Source organism: Dactylosporangium sp. NPDC050588 (genome assembly GCF_040654975.1).
In the GTDB taxonomy this organism is placed as follows: Bacteria; Actinomycetota; Actinomycetes; order Mycobacteriales; family Micromonosporaceae; genus Dactylosporangium; species Dactylosporangium maewongense.
In genome coordinates this window covers 1-15,008 of the sequence record NZ_JBFAJA010000025.1, presented here as the reverse complement: position 1 = coordinate 15,008, position 15,008 = coordinate 1, and the positions used below count along the sequence as shown (strand labels likewise).

15 protein-coding genes and 1 pseudogene are annotated in these 15,008 nt (G+C 73.3%); 8 read left to right on the top strand and 8 right to left on the bottom strand.

Going from position 1 to position 15,008, the window contains the following annotated elements; translation table 11 throughout:
- Positions 1 to 5 precede the first annotated feature (5 nt).
- Together AB0I21_RS18970 and AB0I21_RS18965 are read right to left on the bottom strand one after the other, a co-directional pair.
- A complete protein-coding gene (locus AB0I21_RS18970) occupies positions 6 to 395 on the bottom strand; it encodes a response regulator (RefSeq protein WP_360562690.1) in 390 nt (129 codons plus the stop codon).
- A 36-nt stretch (positions 396 to 431) separates the two neighbouring features.
- Complete coding sequence (locus AB0I21_RS18965) at positions 432 to 1,046, bottom strand: copper resistance CopC family protein (RefSeq protein ID WP_360562847.1); 615 nt, start codon at positions 1,044 to 1,046, stop codon at positions 432 to 434.
- A 138-nt stretch (positions 1,047 to 1,184) separates the two neighbouring features.
- Between AB0I21_RS18965 and AB0I21_RS18960 the strand changes: the two genes are divergently transcribed.
- Positions 1,185 to 2,000, top strand: coding sequence for a hypothetical protein (locus AB0I21_RS18960; protein ID WP_360562688.1), 816 nt, complete (start codon positions 1,185 to 1,187; stop codon positions 1,998 to 2,000).
- On the opposite strand, the gene AB0I21_RS18955 is transcribed toward AB0I21_RS18960, so the two are convergent.
- Entirely contained in the window at positions 1,955 to 2,338 is a 384-nt protein-coding gene (locus AB0I21_RS18955; protein WP_360562686.1) for a MerR family transcriptional regulator, read from the bottom strand. The genes AB0I21_RS18960 and AB0I21_RS18955 overlap by 46 nt on opposite strands.
- Before the next feature lie 50 nt (positions 2,339 to 2,388).
- On the opposite strand from AB0I21_RS18955, the gene AB0I21_RS18950 reads away from it, so the two are divergent.
- From AB0I21_RS18950 to AB0I21_RS18935, 4 genes are all read left to right on the top strand, one after another.
- On the top strand, positions 2,389 to 3,363 hold the full coding sequence (locus AB0I21_RS18950) for an aldo/keto reductase (protein WP_360562685.1): 975 nt from the start codon (positions 2,389 to 2,391) through the stop codon (positions 3,361 to 3,363).
- A 237-nt stretch (positions 3,364 to 3,600) separates the two neighbouring features.
- Positions 3,601 to 5,442, top strand: a complete 1,842-nt coding sequence (locus AB0I21_RS18945; protein WP_360562683.1) for an anthranilate synthase family protein — start codon at positions 3,601 to 3,603, stop codon at positions 5,440 to 5,442.
- Between the two features lie 88 nt (positions 5,443 to 5,530).
- Positions 5,531 to 6,355 carry a YhjD/YihY/BrkB family envelope integrity protein gene (locus tag AB0I21_RS18940; protein ID WP_360562681.1) on the top strand — a complete coding sequence of 275 codons (825 nt, stop codon included), beginning with the start codon at positions 5,531 to 5,533 and terminating at the stop codon, positions 6,353 to 6,355.
- A gap of 71 nt (positions 6,356 to 6,426) precedes the next feature.
- Positions 6,427 to 7,572 (top strand): MFS transporter, encoded by a 1,146-nt coding sequence (locus AB0I21_RS18935; protein WP_360562679.1) that lies wholly within the window; start codon positions 6,427 to 6,429, stop codon positions 7,570 to 7,572.
- A 141-nt stretch (positions 7,573 to 7,713) separates the two neighbouring features.
- Here AB0I21_RS18935 and AB0I21_RS18930 read toward each other — a convergent pair whose 3' ends face one another.
- From AB0I21_RS18930 to AB0I21_RS18910, 5 genes are all read right to left on the bottom strand, one after another.
- Positions 7,714 to 9,003 (bottom strand): methyl-accepting chemotaxis protein, encoded by a 1,290-nt coding sequence (locus AB0I21_RS18930; RefSeq protein ID WP_360562677.1) that lies wholly within the window; start codon positions 9,001 to 9,003, stop codon positions 7,714 to 7,716.
- Positions 9,004 to 9,133: 130 nt separating this feature from the next.
- Positions 9,134 to 10,060, bottom strand: a complete 927-nt coding sequence (locus AB0I21_RS18925; RefSeq protein ID WP_360562676.1) for a sugar kinase — start codon at positions 10,058 to 10,060, stop codon at positions 9,134 to 9,136.
- 43 nt (positions 10,061 to 10,103) lie between these two features.
- Positions 10,104 to 10,817 (bottom strand): SDR family oxidoreductase, encoded by a 714-nt coding sequence (locus tag AB0I21_RS18920; RefSeq protein ID WP_360562675.1) that lies wholly within the window; start codon positions 10,815 to 10,817, stop codon positions 10,104 to 10,106.
- Positions 10,818 to 10,902: 85 nt separating this feature from the next.
- Positions 10,903 to 11,811: a dihydrodipicolinate synthase family protein gene (locus AB0I21_RS18915; RefSeq protein ID WP_360562673.1), complete on the bottom strand. Its 909-nt coding sequence runs from the start codon at positions 11,809 to 11,811 to the stop codon at positions 10,903 to 10,905.
- A gap of 46 nt (positions 11,812 to 11,857) precedes the next feature.
- Positions 11,858 to 12,988, bottom strand: a complete 1,131-nt coding sequence (locus AB0I21_RS18910) for a mandelate racemase/muconate lactonizing enzyme family protein (RefSeq protein WP_344502814.1) — start codon at positions 12,986 to 12,988, stop codon at positions 11,858 to 11,860.
- A 100-nt stretch (positions 12,989 to 13,088) separates the two neighbouring features.
- On the opposite strand from AB0I21_RS18910, the gene AB0I21_RS18905 reads away from it, so the two are divergent.
- From AB0I21_RS18905 to AB0I21_RS18895, 3 genes and pseudogenes are all read left to right on the top strand, one after another.
- Entirely contained in the window at positions 13,089 to 13,892 is an 804-nt protein-coding gene (locus AB0I21_RS18905; RefSeq protein WP_344502813.1) for an IclR family transcriptional regulator, read from the top strand.
- On the top strand, positions 13,889 to 14,755 hold the full coding sequence (locus AB0I21_RS18900; RefSeq protein WP_360562671.1) for a sugar ABC transporter permease: 867 nt from the start codon (positions 13,889 to 13,891) through the stop codon (positions 14,753 to 14,755). The genes AB0I21_RS18905 and AB0I21_RS18900 overlap by 4 nt, the downstream gene beginning before the upstream one ends.
- A pseudogene (locus AB0I21_RS18895) lies at positions 14,752 to 15,008 on the top strand (hypothetical protein); the annotation flags it as partial. The gene AB0I21_RS18900 and the pseudogene AB0I21_RS18895, both read left to right, overlap by 4 nt.

Genomic DNA, 15,008 nt, shown 5'->3' with positions numbered 1-15,008 from the left:
TGTCGCTACGGAGCGACCCGTCCCGCCCGGATCAGGGCGACCTGCACCATGTCGACCAGTTCGGTGGCGCGGAAGGGCTTGGCGATCACCGAGGCGTCGGGGCCGAGCTCCACGACGGAGGCGTCGAAGTAGGGCAGGCCGGACATGTACATGATCAACGCCTCGGGGCAGTGCTCCCGTACCACCTCCGCCACCTGCACGCCGGAGCCGTCGTTGAGCTTCAGGTCGGTGATCGCCAGGTCGATCGCGGCCGGGTGCTCGACGCAGACCCGCTCCGCCCCGGCGAGCCCCGACGCCGTGAGGACCTCGGCGCCGGCGCGGCTGAGCACCCGTTTGACGATCTCGCACAGGTCCGGCTCGTCGTCGACGACGAGGACGCGAAGGTGCTCCAGCATGCCTTCACGATAAGGCGTGGTTGCGCCTGATCTGCCTTACTTCGCCGGGATGCCGGGCCGGATCCGGCGGCGGCTGAACCCGAGGAACACCACCAGCACGCATGCCACCACCAGCAGCACCGCCGCGTAGGTCCACCACGCGGGACGTCCGGCTGCCGGCGTCGCCGCGGCGGCCGGCGGCTGCGCCTTGGACGTCAGGAAGTCGGCGGGCGCGGCCGCGGCGCTGGTCGCGACCGGCAGGACGGTCGGCGCCGACGTCGGCGACGGCGTGCGGGTCGGCTTCGCGGAGGTGCCGGTCTTCGCGCCGGTGGTCACGGTGAACGAGAAGCTGCCGTTGCCGGCCGCGCCGTTGCTCCCGGTGGCCGTGTAGGACACGGTGTAGCTGCCGGGCGCGCCGTCCGGGACGCCGAGCGCGATGCGGGCCGTCTCGTTGCGCACGGTGACGGTGCCGAGGCTGACGGCCGCGCTGTCCGGGCCGGTCAGGATCACCTGGGCGTCCACGATCTTGTCGTTGAACACGAGCTGCAGCACCTGCGGCAGGTGGCCCACGCGGGTCTCGGCGCCCGGCGTGCTGCTCGCGAGCGTGAGACGGGGTGCATATGCGGTGGCAATTGACGGAAACGGCAGGATGCCAAGAATTCCGACAATCATCGCGACGAACACTGCGCTGCGCCTGACCACACCAACGAATCGCCCGGTCATGGGCCGAAACAATAGTGCATTGACGTCAGCAATGTGCGGGGGACGGTGTTAGCGTGCCGTTTCATGCAGGGCAGTTGGCGTGAACTGGTGCAAATCAAACGGCCTCCGGCGCCGACCCCGGCGAGCCGGCGGCTGCGCCGGATCGTGCTGCTCACCGCGGTGGTGACGCTCGCCGCGGATCTCGTCAACCTCAAATACTCCAGCGAGGGCGGATTCGGGCTCGGGGTGCGGACATTCTGGGCGATGCTGCGCGCACTCGGATTTTTGTTCCTGATGCGGGAGATCCGCTGGGGGCGGCTCACCGCCCGGCCGTTCGGGTTGATCCTCGCGGTCACCACCGTGTTCGCCTCGGCCCGCCTCGCCCAGCCCCGCGAGGGCGGCTACCTGCCGCCGTGGCAGGTGCTCGCCGCGCTCGCCGTCATCCTGACGCTGTGCACGACCGTGGTCTGGCAGCTGTTCCGCTCGCCGGCGATCGCCGCGCACCTCACCCGCAGGCCGTCGAAGCGGCCGATCCCGGCGTGGGCGCTGACCGCCCGGGTCGCCGCGCTGTCCTACTCGGCGCTGCTGAGCGTGCCGTGCCTGGTCGCCGCCGGGACGCTGTGGGGCGAGCCGCGGCTGCCGCGCTCGACGGCCGTGCCGCTGGTCATCTCGTGGTTCGTGCTCGGCATCGTCGTCGCGTTCGTGGCGTCGCTGATCAGCTTCGCGATGATGTTCGGGCACGCCTGGGCGCGGGTGCTGCTCGCCATGGTCAGCGTCTTCGTGCTGCTCGTGCAGCCGGCGCTGTGCTGGCTGCTGCTCGGCGTCGACGGCGTCATCCGCGACGGCGTCCCGCTCGTGCTGGCCGCGCTGGTGTGCCTCTACGGGCTGGCGAGATCGGGCACGGGGGCCGCCGCGCCGCCGTAGACGCTGATCTTGTGTTCGATGAGGGTGAGGTCGCTCTGCAGGTCGGCGATCCGCTGCAGCACCTCCCGGCGGTGCTGCTCCAGCAGCTCGCGGCGCTCGTCGAACGTCTCCGGGCCGACCCGGCACAGCTCCGCGTACCGGCGCATCCCGGCGATCGGCATGCCGGTGGCCCGCAGGCGGGTCAGGATCCCCAGCATCCCGACGTCGCGCTCGGAGTAGCGGCGGTGGCCGTTCCAGTCCCGCTCCGGCGGGTCGAGGAGGCCGGCCCGCTCGTAATACCGCAGCGTGTGCGCGGTCAGGCCGGTCCGCTGCGCCACTTCCGCGATGGTGAGATCCATCGTTTCAGCCTATTTGACTTCGAGCGCGCTCGAAGGGGGAGTGTTGGGGCATGCGACAGCGAACCCTTGGCACTCTGACCACGTCGGCGCTCGGCCTCGGCTGCATGGGGATGAGCGAGTTCTACGGCCCGGGTGACGACGCCGAGTCCATCGCCACCATCCACCGCTCCCTCGACCTCGGCGTGACGTTCCTGGACACCGCCGACATGTACGGCCCGTTCACCAACGAGCAGCTGGTCGGCCGCGCCATCGCCGGGCGCCGCGACGAGGTGACCCTCGCGACCAAGTTCGGCATCCAGCGCGACGGCGACGGCCGCAGCATCAACGGCCACCCCGACTACGTGCGGGCCGCCCTCGACGCGTCGCTCACCCGCCTCGGCGTCGACCACATCGACCTGTACTACCAGCACCGCGTCGACGACCGGGTGCCGATCGAGGACACCTGGGGCGCGCTCAGCGAGGCCGTCGCCGCCGGCAAGGTCCGTCACCTCGGCATCTCCGAGGCGTCGGTCGCCACCGTACGGCGTGCGCACGCCGTGCACCCCGTGACCGCCGGGCAGTACGAGTACTCCCTGTGGAGCCGCGAGCCGGAGGACGGCATCCTCGGTGCGTTCCGCGAGCTGGGCATCGGGCTCGTCGCCTACAGCCCGCTCGGCCGCGGCTTCCTGACCGGCGAGATCACCGACCCGTCGCAGTTCGACCCGTCGGACTTCCGCCGGGTCAACCCCCGCTTCCAGGGTGAGAACTTCCAGCGCAACCTCGACCTGGTCGCCGAGGTCCGCGCCCTGGCCGCCGCGAAGGGCGTCACCCCCGCGCAGCTCGCGCTCGCCTGGGTCCTCGCGCAGGGCGACGACGTCGTGCCGATCCCCGGCACCAAGCGGCGCCCGTACCTCGAACAGAACGTGGCCGCGCTCGACGTCCCGCTGACCGCGGACGATCTCGCCGCGATCGAGAAGCTCTCCATCGCGCAGGACGTGGCCGGCACGAGGTATCCAGCGGCGACGATGGGGTCGCTGAACCGCTGACGATTTCTTCCTGGGTGGCGTTTTGCGGAGAGGTGCTGGCGCCGCCCGGGAGTTCGTCGTATGGTCTTCTGCGTGTCCGCGTACCTGAACCGATGCTGGTGGCCCGCCTGACGAGGCGGCCCACTCCCGCGTGACACCCACATCCGCGGCCGCCGATCCGGCGGTCGCTTTTTCGTTCCCTTCCTCGAAGGGGCCGGCCGCCCGGACCGCCGGCCAGACCTGAGAGGGACGACCCGCATGCTGCCCGACCTGAACCGCCCGTTCGCCCTGCTGCGCCGCGAAGGCCGCGACGTCGTCGAGGTGCTCGCCGGCACCGTCGAGACCGTCGAGTCGCTCGCCGACATCCCGTCCGAGTCCCTCTCGCTCGTGCCGTTCCGGCAGGTCCGTGAGCGGGGCTTCGAATGCGTCGACGACGGGACGCCCCTGTCGGTGCTGCGCATCTCCGCCCGCTCGTCGTGCCCCGTGTCCGACTTCCTCGCCGTCCTGCCGGCCGGGCCGGTGTCGCTGCGCGACGGCGCGTTCGACGTGTCCGACGACGAGTACGCCTCCATCGTCTCCGAGGTGCTCCGCGACGAGATCGGCCGCGGCGAGGGCTCCAACTTCGTCATCCACCGCGTCTTCACCGCCGACGTCGACGGTGACCCGGTCGCCGCCGCCCTCGCCGTGTACCGGCGGCTGCTGGAACGCGAGCGCGGCGCGTACTGGACGTTCCTCGTGCACACCGGCGAACGCACGCTCGTCGGCGCCACCCCGGAGCGGCACGTCAGCGTCGAGGACGGCCTGGTCATGATGAACCCGATCAGCGGCACGTTCCGGCACCCGGGCGGCGTGCCCGACAAGGAGGCGGTGCTGCGGTTCCTCGCCGACCGCAAGGAGATCGACGAGCTGTCCATGGTCCTGGACGAGGAGCTCAAGATGATGGCGACCGTCGCGACCGAGGGCGGCCAGGTCATCGGCCCGTACCTGAAGGAGATGGCGCACCTCGTCCACACGGAGTACCTCCTCGCCGGCCGCAGCGCACTGGACGTGCGGGACGTGCTGCGGGAGACGATGTTCGCGCCGACCGTCGTCGGCAGCCCGATCGAGAACGCGTGCCGGGTCGTCGCCCGCCACGAGCGCCGCGGCCGCGGCTACTACGGCGCCGTGCTCGCCCTCATCGGCACCGACGAGGCCGGCCGGCAGACCCTGGACGCGCCGATCCTCATCCGCACCGCCGAGATCTCCTCGGCCGGGCGCCTGCGGGTGCCGGTCGGCGCCACCCTCGTGCGGCACTCGACCCCCGAAGGGGAGGTGCGCGAGACCCACACCAAGGCCGCCGGCGTGCTGACCGCGCTCGGCCTGGGCGCCGCCGCGGCCTCCGGTCCCGTCCCGGCCGCGCCGCTGCTCGCCGCGGACCCCGCCGTGCAGGGCGCCCTCGTCGCCCGCAACGCCACCCTCGCGCCGTTCTGGCTGCAGGACCACCACACGCGGTCGCTCGCGACGCCCGCGCTCGCCGGCCGGCGGGTCCTCATCGTCGACGCGGAGGACACGTTCACCGGCATGCTGCACCACCAGTTGCGGATCCTCGGCCTGGACGTCGTCCTGCAGAAGTACACGGCGGTCACCACGCTGGACGGCTACGACCTCGTCGTGCTCGGCCCCGGCCCGGGCGACCCGCGGCGCGTCGACGAGCCGAAGATGGCCGCGATGCGGGCCGTCGCCGAGCAGCTGCTCGACTCCGGCACGCCGACGCTGGCCGTGTGCCTCGGCCATCAGCTGCTGTCGGGGCTGCTGGGCCTGCCCCTGCGCCGCAAGGCCAACCCGTATCAGGGCATGCAGCGCGACATCGTGTTCTTCGGCCGCCCCACGACCGTCGGCTTCTACTCCACGTTCACCGCCACGCACCCGGACGACCGTTTCAGCAGCGCCTACGGTGAGGTGGAGCTGTCCCGCGACCCGGCCAACGGCGACGTCCACGCGCTGCGCGGCCCCACCTTCGCCGGCGTCCAGTTCCACCCCGAGTCGGTCCTGAGCTACGACGGCATCGACCTGCTGCGCGGCCTGCTCACCACCCTCCTGCCGGCCCCCGCTGTGTCGTAGCCGCGCCAGGTCCCGTGCCGGCGGCCCCGGGCCTGCTCCCGGACGCCGCCGGCACGCGGCCCGCCGGTGTGTGTCGCGGGGGGCCGCGGTGGGTACCTGGGCGGTCGTGATGCGTGCGGTGCGGGTGGTCCTGCGGTTCTTCCGCGGCCGGGACCTCAACCTGCACGCGGGCGCCGTCACGTTCTACGGCGCCGTCGCCGTCGTGCCCGTCGCGCTGCTCACCATCAAGCTCGCCGGGCTTATCGCCGGCACCGGCCGGGTCCACGAGCTGGCCGGGCCGGTCATCGCCGCCATGCCCGACCGTCTCGGCGCCGGCCGCGCCACCGCCGTGCTCGTCGACGCCGGGCTCGGCATGTCGTGGCCGCTGACCCTGATCGCGCTCGTCCCCGCCACCTGGTACGGCGAAGGCCTCCGCCGCGCGTTCGTCTCGCTCACCGAGTCCGGCTCGCCCGCGGGCTGGCGCGGGCGGCTGCTCATCCTGCCCGTCCTCGCCGCCGCGCCGGCACTGCTGCTCGGCCTCCTCCTCGTGCTGCCCGGCGCCGCACGTCGCTTGCAGGAAGGCGGGTGGTCGAGTGTGACGGCGGTCGTCGTGTCGTTCCTCGCCACCTGGCTCGCGCTCAGCCCGGCGTTCGTCATGGTGTACCGCTGGTGCGCCCCACCGAGCCCCGCCTGGGTGCCGACGGTCGTGGTCGGCTCGTTCACCGCGGCGAACGTCTCGGGATTCGCGCACGGGTTCGTGCTGTTCTGGTCGCTGCCCCTCGACCTCGGCGCACCCTTCGGCGGCCTGGACGCGGTCGGCGCGACCGTCGCCGTGCTGCTGTGGCTGTACCTGTTCCACCTGCTGACCCTCATCGGATACGGCGCGACCCTCCAGGCCGCCCGCTGGTGGGCCTTGCGCTCCGCCGCCCCGTGAACGATGCTTCCGAGGAATTCTCACCATTGGGGGCCGGAATGCGGGACCGCCGGGCAAGACTCAGCGTCGCGGTGGCGTACCTGGTCCAGGGCTTCTGCTTCGCCGCCCTGCTGACCCAGGTCGGCGTCCTGCAGGAGAAGTTCGGCTTCTCCGACGGCGAGCTCTCCCTGGTCCTGCTCGCCGTCCCGGTCGTCGCCGGCGTCGGCAGCGTCCTCGCCGGCCTGCTGTCCGCCCGCTTCGGCAGCTCGCCCGTGCTGCGCGCCGGCGGCCCCGGCGTCGCCCTCGCCATCACCGCCGTCGGCCTCGCCGGCCAGGCCTGGCAGCTGTACCTCGCGCTCGCCTTCGTCGGCCTCATGCTCGGGTTCGTCGACGCCACGATGAACATGCAGGGCGTCAGCGTCGAGCGCCGCTACGGCCGCCCCGTCCTCAACTCGTTTCACGCCGTCTGGAGCGTCGGCGCCATCCTCGGCGCGCTCGCCACCGCCGGCACGTCCCGCCTCGGCTGGTCGATCGGCGCGTCCCTCGCCGCCGTCGCGGCCGTCGGCGCGCTGCTGGCCCTCGCCGCGGGTCCCTGGCAGCTGCGCCGCGCGGAGGAGGTCGCGGACGTGCCACCGGGTGCCGACACCGCCGTCCCGTGGCGCCCCGTCATCCTCGTCGGCATCGCGATGATGCTCATGTTCATCGCCGACTCCGCCGTCTCCAACTGGAGCACGGTCTTCCTCGACCACGCGTTCTCGGCCAGCACCAGCGTCGCCGCCCTCGGCCTCGCCGCCTACCAGGCCACCATGCTCGTCGGCCGCACTGCCGGCGACCTCGTCGTGCGCCGCTTCGGCCCCGTCGGCGTCGTCGCCGTCGGGGGCGTGGTCGGCGGCCTGGGCCTGGGCCTCGTCGCCGCCTCCCAGTCGGCGGCGATGGGCATCGCCGGCTTCGCCGTCGTCGGCATCGGCCTGTCGCTCGTCGTCCCGCAGTCGTTCTCCGCCGCCGGCCGCCTCGACCCGGCCGGGACCGGCGTCGCGATCGCCCGCGTCAACCTCTTCAACTACGTCGGCTTCGTCGTCGGCGCCGGCCTGATCGGCGCGGTCGCGGAGAGCGCGTCCCTGCGCCTGGCCTTCGTCGTGCCGGCGGTCCTCGCCGCGGGGATCGTCGCCCTGGCCCCCGCCTTCCGCACGAAGGCAGCTGTCTCCGCCGCCGAGGTCCCGGCCCCCGTCGCCAACTGACCGGCCTCCCGCTTCCGGCCTCCCGCCTCCCGCTTCCGCGGCCGCTCCGGTGTCGTGGTGCTGCACCGGTGCTGCGCTTCTCGCGCGTGCTGTGATCCGGTAGAAGGTTGTGCGGTCGTGCGGGCGTGTGGACCTGCGGCGTCAGGGCTGGTGGGCGGTGGCGCTGACCTTCTCCGCGGCGGCCGCGACCGAGCTGCGGGTGGTGGCCGCGAGGCTCGTCTGCTCGTGCAGCGACGCCTCGACCTCGCGCTGGGCGGCGGCGACCGAGCCGAGCCGGTCCGCGACCCCGCCGACCGCGTTGGCCGCCGCGAGCGCGCCGGCGGTGACCTGGCCGACGGTCGTCTCGATCCGGCCGGTCGCGGCGGCGGTCTGCGCGGCGAGGTCCTTGACCTCGTTGGCGACCACGCCGAAGCCCTTCCCGGCCTCGCCGGCGCGGGCGGCCTCGATCGTCGCGTTCAGGGCGAGCAGCTTCGTCTGGTCCGCGACCGCCTGGATGAGGCCGGCGACGGTGGCGATGTCGGCGATCGCGGTCTCCAACTCGCCGATGACGGTGCGCGCGTGGTTGGAGTCGTTGAGCGCCGCCTCGACGTCGGTGACGGCGTCCCGCACGGCGCCGGTCATCCCCGCCAGCTTCTGCTCGAACGACTCCATCGCCGCGCCGGCCTCGGCGCCGAGCCGCACACCGGCGTCGGCGACGTCGGCGAGGACGGTCTCGAGGCGCCGGCCGAGGCGTTCGCTGTGCTCGACCTGCTCCGCGGCGTTGCTCGCGGCCGCCTCCTCGCGCCGCGTGGCGTCGTCGGCGGCGGCCCGCAGCGCCGTCTGGTTCTCCGCGGCGACGTGCGCCCGCTCGGCGTCGACCTCGGCCTCCGCGTTGGCGGCGAACCTCCAGTACACCAGCTGCGTCAGGCACATCGCGAGGACGAACCCGGCGTGCAGCAGCACGAACGGGATCGGATGGTCGCGCGCCTGCGGGCTGCTGAACAGCATGTCCGGCATGGTCGCGGCGACGAGGAGGTGGTGCGCCGCGACCAGCAGGACGGCGACCAGCAGTGTGACCCAGTCCTGATACAGGCTGACCAGCCCGACCACGACGAAGAAGTGGAAGTGCAGGTCGGTGAGGCCGTTGCCGGCGTGCACGAGCGCCGCGGCGGCGAGCACGAGACCCGTCGAGACGGCGACCGCCGAGCCGCGCCTGCTGCGGGCGACGCCGCCGGCGATCGCGCAGATCAGCACGCCCGCGTTCGCCGACCAGACGAGCCACCCGCCGTCGTGCGCGTGCGCGCCGACGACGGTGTGCCCGTTGACGAGGCTGAGGACGACGAGCACCGGCAGGTGCAGCGCCAGCACCAGCCGCAGCGCCCGGTGCCGCGACTGGAAGGCCGCGTCGCTGAGGCGGACCTTCGGCATGAGCCACGCGAGCACTCCGGGCATGACCTGTGACGCTCCCTCTGGACGGCGGACCTCTGTGGTCCTCGTGGGGGACCCAACCATCCATCGGCCTCCCGGCGCGGATCTGAAGGTCGTTCGCCAGCAGGATGATCCCCGCCGCCGGGTGCAAGGGTCATCCGGCCTCGGCGAGCATCGCTGCGACCTCGGAGGGAGCCGGCAGCCCCTCGGTGTCGCCGGCCGACGCGACCACCCTGGCCGCGAACCGGGTGCCCAGCAGCGCCGCGCCGCGCGGGCCGGTCCCGGCGAGGCGGGCGGCGAGGTAGGCGCCCGCGAACGCGTCCCCCGCGCCGACGGGGTCGACCACCCGGACCGCCGCGGACGGCAGGTGCGCCGGCGTGTCGCCGCCGTCGTGCCAGCAGCCGTCGGCGCCGGCCTTCAGCACCACCTCCCGCACGCCGGCGCCCTTGGCCCGGGCGAAGACCTCCCCGGGGTCGTCCGTGCCGAAGAGAGGCACCGCCTCGTCCATCCCGAGGAGGAGGTACGCCGTCAGCGGCAGCAACGCGGTCACGACACCGGCCGCGTCCAGCCCGGGCCGCAGGTTCGGGTCGACGGCGACGGGGATGCCCCGCGCGTGCGCCTCGCGGGCCAGCCGCAGCACCGCCCGCCGCGGCCCGTCGCCGAGCGCGGCGGTCAGCCCGGACACCGCGACCAGGTCGGGCCCGGCGGCCAGGGCCCGGTCGGCGTCGGCCTCGTCGAGGGCGGACGCCGCCGAACCGGCCCGGTAGTAGTGGACCCGCCGCGCGCCGTCGGGCCGGACGTCCTTCACGAACACGCCCGTCGGCCGGGTGCCGTCGACGGCGACGAGGCCGGCGGCGACGCCGAGCCCTTCCGCGGCCGCCACGACCCGCCGCCCGAACGGGTCGTCGCCGACCCGGCTGCAGAACGCCGTCCGGGCCCCGGCCCTGGCCGCCGCGGCGAGCAGGTTCAGCTCGGCGCCGGCCACGTGCACCGACGCCGTCGCGCACTCCTCCAGGGGGAGGAGGTCGGCGGGCTGGAAGAGCACCATCGCCTCGCCGAGCCCCACGATCAGCCCGCTCACCCGATCCACCTCCCGCGACCGCCCGCACCCCGGACAACGGCGGTCACGGGAGCCACCTCGCGCGAAGGTCGGGGCGCAGGAACGCGGCCGGGGAGGCGATCGACAGGCCGCCGTCGACGGGAAGGCAGGCGCCCGTGACGAACCCGGCGGCCGGTGACGCCAGGAACGCCACCGCGGACGCCACCTCCTCGGGACGGCCGACGCGGCGCAGCGGGTAGCCCTCGGCGGCGGCGGGGAGGTCGTCGCCGCCGATGAGACCCGGCGCGACCGCGTTGACACGGATGCCGCGCGGGCCGTACTCGAGGGCGAGCTGACGGACCAGGCCGTCCAGGCCCGCCTTCGCCGCCGCGTACGAGGGCAGGCCGGGGGCGGCGAGGAAGCTGTTCACGGAGGTGACCGCGACGATGCTGCCGCCGGAAGGCAGGTGCGGCAACGCCGCCCGGCAGGCGTAGAAGGCGCCCGAGAGCGTCACGTCGATCGCGGCGCGCCACTGGTCGTCGGTCTGGGTCTCGGCGGGGGCGATCGGCATGACCGCGGCGGCGAGGACGAGCACGTCGAGCCGGCCGAACAGGTCCACGGCCCGGCCGACCACCTCCGCCGCGCCGCCGGGGGTGGAGCAGTCGGCCGCCCAGCTCGCCTCGAACGCCGGATCCCCGGTGGTGTCCAGGGCGGCGCCCGCGACCCGGTCGCCGGCGAAGGCCCGCCCGATCGCGAGCCCGATCGGCGACGTCGCCCCGATGACCAGCACGCCCCTCACCGGGCGCTCCCTGAACGGCGGCGGCCGTCCGGGACGCCTCGGACCACCGGGCCGAGGCCGGCCGGGAGCACGTCCGCGACGCCGCTCACCGGGCCGGTCCTGACAGGCCGAGGTCGTCCAGGATCACGTCCAGCGCGGCCAGGGTCGCCGGATCGGCGTCCACGGCGGGCGCGCGGACCGTCGTGGAGTCGATGACGCCCCGCCGGTGCAGCACGTGCTTGTGGATCGACCACGCGATCCCCGGCTGCAGCCCGAAGCGGATCAGCGGCAGCAGCCGGTTGAACCCTTCCCGCGCCTCCCGGAGCGACCCCGCCTGGTACGCGCGGAGGACCGGGACGAGCAGGTCCGGGAACTCGCTCGCGGGCATGGTGCCGACGGCGCCGCGGGCGTACTCCTCCAGGACGAACAGCGCGTTCTGGCCGCCGAGGACGAGGAACTCGGCGGCGGTCGCGTCGATGACGGCGCCGACCTTCGGGGCGGTCGGCTGGGTCTCGACCTTCACCGAGTCGACGCCGTCGAGCTTCGACAGCTCGACGATGAGCGGCACGGGCAGGTTGACGCCGGTGGAGGCGGGCGCGTCCTGCACCATCACCGAGAGCCCTCCGGCCGCGGCCACCGCACCGTAGAAGTCGACGATCTGGGCCGGGGACGGCTTCACCATGAACGGCGGGATCAGCATCGCCACGCTGGCACCGGCGTCCGCCGCGGCCCGGCACTGGTCGATCGCGTCGCCGGTGCCGGTCGCCGACACGCCGGCGACGATCGGCAGGGTCGGGCCCAGCGCGGCCCGTACGACAGCGAGCACGGCGGCCCGCTCGGCCGTGGTCAGCGCGAAGCCCTCGCTCGCGAAGCCGAACACGGCCACGCCGTCCACGCCCGAGGAGGCGGAGAACTCGACGAGCCGGCGCAGGCTGGACGTGTCCAGGGAGCCGTCGGGGTGGAACGGGGTGGCGAGCACGGGAATCAGCCCGCGCACGTCGGTGGACCGGCTCACGACGCCGCCTGCGGTGTCGTGAGCCGAATCTGTGCTTGCTGGCCACTCATTGGTCCTCCAGAAGGGCGGTGATGTCGACGTCGACGCCGAGGCCCGGCGCGGTCGGCAGGTGGAACGATCCGGGTCCGCCGGTCAGCGGCCGGGTGAGGATGCGGTTGGCGACGGGGAACGGGCCGGGCTGGAACTCGAAGACCGGCATCGCCTCGATCGCGGCGGCGACGTGGATGCCGGCGGCGAGGACGACGCCGAGCCCGACGGAGTGGTGCGGCGCCACCGGCACGTGGTGCACGGAGGCGATCTCCGCGATGGCCATGGCCTCGGTGATGCCGGTGCGGCCGACGTCGGGCTGCGCGAGGTCGAGGGCCCGCTCCTGCAGCCACAGCTTGAACTCGAACCGGTTGCGCAGCGTCTCGCCGACGGCGACGGGGGTGACGAGCGCGGCGGCGAGCTCCTGGTGGCCGTCGACGTCCTCGGGCGCGAGGGGGGCCTCCAGGAACCAGGCGCCGCGGGCGTCGAGGGCCTTGCCGAGGCGCAGCGCGTCGGCGAGGTCGTAGGCCCAGTGCGCGTCGACGGCGACCCGCATCCCGGTCGCGGCGACCGCGTCGAACGTCGCCAGGTCCTCCTCCACCCCACGGCCGAGGTGGAGCTTCACCGAGGTTGCACCCTGTGCAAGCCAGTTGCGGGCGAGCTCGGCCCGCTCGGCGTCGGTCGCGACGGGCAGGCCCGAGACGTAGGTCGGCACGGTGTCGCGGTACGCCCCGCCGAGCAGCGCGTGCACGGGCAGCCCCGCCGCCTTGCCGGCCAGGTCCCACAGGGCGATGTCCACCGCCGCCAGCGCGTCCGCCTGGTGGCCGACGAGATGGCCGCGCTCCCGCATGAGGCCGGTGAGCCTGGTCCACATCGGCCGGACCCGCCGCGGGTCCTGCTTCAGCAGCGCGGGCGCCAGCAGCCGGTCGACGATGGCCTGCACGATCTCGGGCCCGACGGGTGCGAGCGCCTCGCCCCAGCCCACCGTGCCGTCGTCGCAGGTGATCCTGACGAGGAGCGTCTCGTAACGATCCGAGTACAGGCTGCGCCACGGCGGCCGGAGGTAATAGGCGGATTCTTCGGGATTCGAGCGCGTGGCGGCGCCCAGGTAGACGTCCTCCCCGCGCAGCTTGAGCGGGAAGGTCGTCACGTCAACGATCCTCACGGGGCACCCCCGCTGTGCGGTTGACCACTTGCAGCATGCGGGATATCTTGCCGTATCACGCAAGCAACTTCCAGAGAGGGTCCTGATGGCTTCGGATGTCGGAAGCAACCAGAGCGTCGAGCGGGCGCTGACGGTGCTGCGGGTCTTCACGGCCGGCCGCTCCGAGCTGCGCGTCTCCGACGTCGCCAAACTCGCAGACCTTGGACTCTCCACCGCGTCCCGCCTGCTCGCAACCCTGGAGGCGGCCGGCTTCGTCGACCGCGACCCGGTCAGCGGGCTCTACCGGCTCGGACTGGACACGGTCAGCCTCGGTGGCGCCGTGCTCAACAGCCACCCCGTGCACCGCGAGGCGCGGCAGATCGCCCAGAACCTGGCGGCCGACCTGGGCCTCGGCGTCAACGTCGCGGTCCGCCGCGACGCCAGCCTCTTCTACCTGCTCAACTTCGAGGGCCGGCAGGCGCCCCGGTCGTTCGTGCTCGCCGGCCAGCGCAACCCGCTGCACGCCACCGGCCTGGGCAAGTCGCTGCTGACCGGCCTCACGCCGGTCGAGCGGCGCGGGCTGCTGCCGCCGAGCGCCCTGGTCGGCTACACGCCCCGCACGATCACCACCCACGAGAAGCTCGACGCCGAGCTCGAGCTGACCGCCGCCCGCGGCTACGGCTCCGAGCTGGAGGAGCTGGCGCTGGGTCGCGCCTGCGTCGCCGCCCCGATCCGCGACGGCGCCGGCACCGTCGTCGCCGCGCTGTCGGTGTCGGGTCCGCTCTCCGCAATCGACTTGCAGAGCCGCGAGGTCGCGCTGTCCCGGATGGTCATCGAAGCGGCCGACTCGATCAGCATCGGCCTCGGCTATGTCGGGCCGGCGCACCACCCGAGCGCGGTGTCGCTGTGAAGGACCGGACGTTCGGGTTCCTGCTGACCCTGCCGGCGCTCGCGCTGCTCGGCGCGGTCGTGCTGTATCCGCTGATCGGGTCCCTGTCCACCAGCCTGTTCAACCAGAGCCTGGTGCTGCCGGGCCGCTCCTTCGCCGGCTTCGACAACTTCGCCGAGGTGCTGGAGCGCAACTTCTGGCCGGTCCTGGAGCACACGGTCGTCTTCACCGTCGGCTCGACCGTCGTGCCCGTCGTCATCGGCTTCGCCCTCGCGCTGGCGCTCAACACGCGACTCAGAGGCCGGGCGGTGCTGCGCGGGCTGTTCCTGATGCCGTGGGTCATTCCCGGCGTCGTCGTGTCGTTCGTCTGGATGTGGATCTTCAACGCCAACTACGGACTGCTCAACGGCCTGCTGACCCAGCTGCACCTGATCGACGAGCCGATCGTCTGGCTCGGCAGCCCCGGCACGGCGATGGCCGCCGTCATCGTGGCCAAGAGCTGGGCGAGCTTCCCCTGGATCATGGTGATGCTGCTCGCCGGGCTGCAGACCGTCCCGGCGGCGCTGCACGAGGCGGCGGCACTCGACGGCGCCGGGGCGGTCAACCGCTTCTGGCACGTGACGCTGCCGCACCTGCGCGGGATCCTCGGCATCGTCGTGCTGCTGGAGGTGATCTGGAACGTGCAGCACTTCGACATGATCTACGTGCTCACCAACGGCGGCCCGGCGGGCTCCACGACGACGTTCGCGGTCGCGGTCTACGACACCGCGTTCAAGGCCTTCGACCTCGGCAAGGCCAGCGCCCTCGGCGCCCTGTGGCTGGTGCTGATCCTCGCCCTCGTCGTGGTCTACGTGCGGGTCTCCGAGCGGGGTGAGCCGGCATGAGCGCACCCACGCTGGTCAAGGAGTCGCCGGCGGTCGTCCCGCCGAAGGACGTGGTCCGCAAGCGCCGTGCGGGCCGGCTGTTCGGTCCTGCCACCACGGTCGCACTGATCGGCATCTTCGCCTTCGGGCCCGTGTACTGGGTGCTCGTCACGGCGCTGACCCCGACGCACGAGGTGTTCCGGTTCCCGCCGCGGCTCTTCCCGGAGCACCTCACGGTCGAACACTTCACCGCGATCCTCGACAACGCGAAGCT

What these genes read in the sequence shown, in the direction of transcription:
- AB0I21_RS18970 (WP_360562690.1), bottom strand. Translation starts at nt 395, where the DNA reads ATGCTGGAGCACCTTCGCGTCCTCGTCGTCGACGACGAGCCGGACCTG.
- AB0I21_RS18965 (WP_360562847.1), bottom strand. Translation starts at nt 1,046, where the DNA reads ATGATTGTCGGAATTCTTGGCATCCTGCCGTTTCCGTCAATTGCCACC.
- AB0I21_RS18955 (WP_360562686.1), bottom strand. Translation starts at nt 2,338, where the DNA reads ATGGATCTCACCATCGCGGAAGTGGCGCAGCGGACCGGCCTGACCGCG.
- AB0I21_RS18950 (WP_360562685.1), top strand. Translation starts at nt 2,389, where the DNA reads ATGCGACAGCGAACCCTTGGCACTCTGACCACGTCGGCGCTCGGCCTC.
- AB0I21_RS18945 (WP_360562683.1), top strand. Translation starts at nt 3,601, where the DNA reads ATGCTGCCCGACCTGAACCGCCCGTTCGCCCTGCTGCGCCGCGAAGGC.
- AB0I21_RS18930 (WP_360562677.1), bottom strand. Translation starts at nt 9,003, where the DNA reads ATGCCCGGAGTGCTCGCGTGGCTCATGCCGAAGGTCCGCCTCAGCGAC.
- AB0I21_RS18905 (WP_344502813.1), top strand. Translation starts at nt 13,089, where the DNA reads ATGGCTTCGGATGTCGGAAGCAACCAGAGCGTCGAGCGGGCGCTGACG.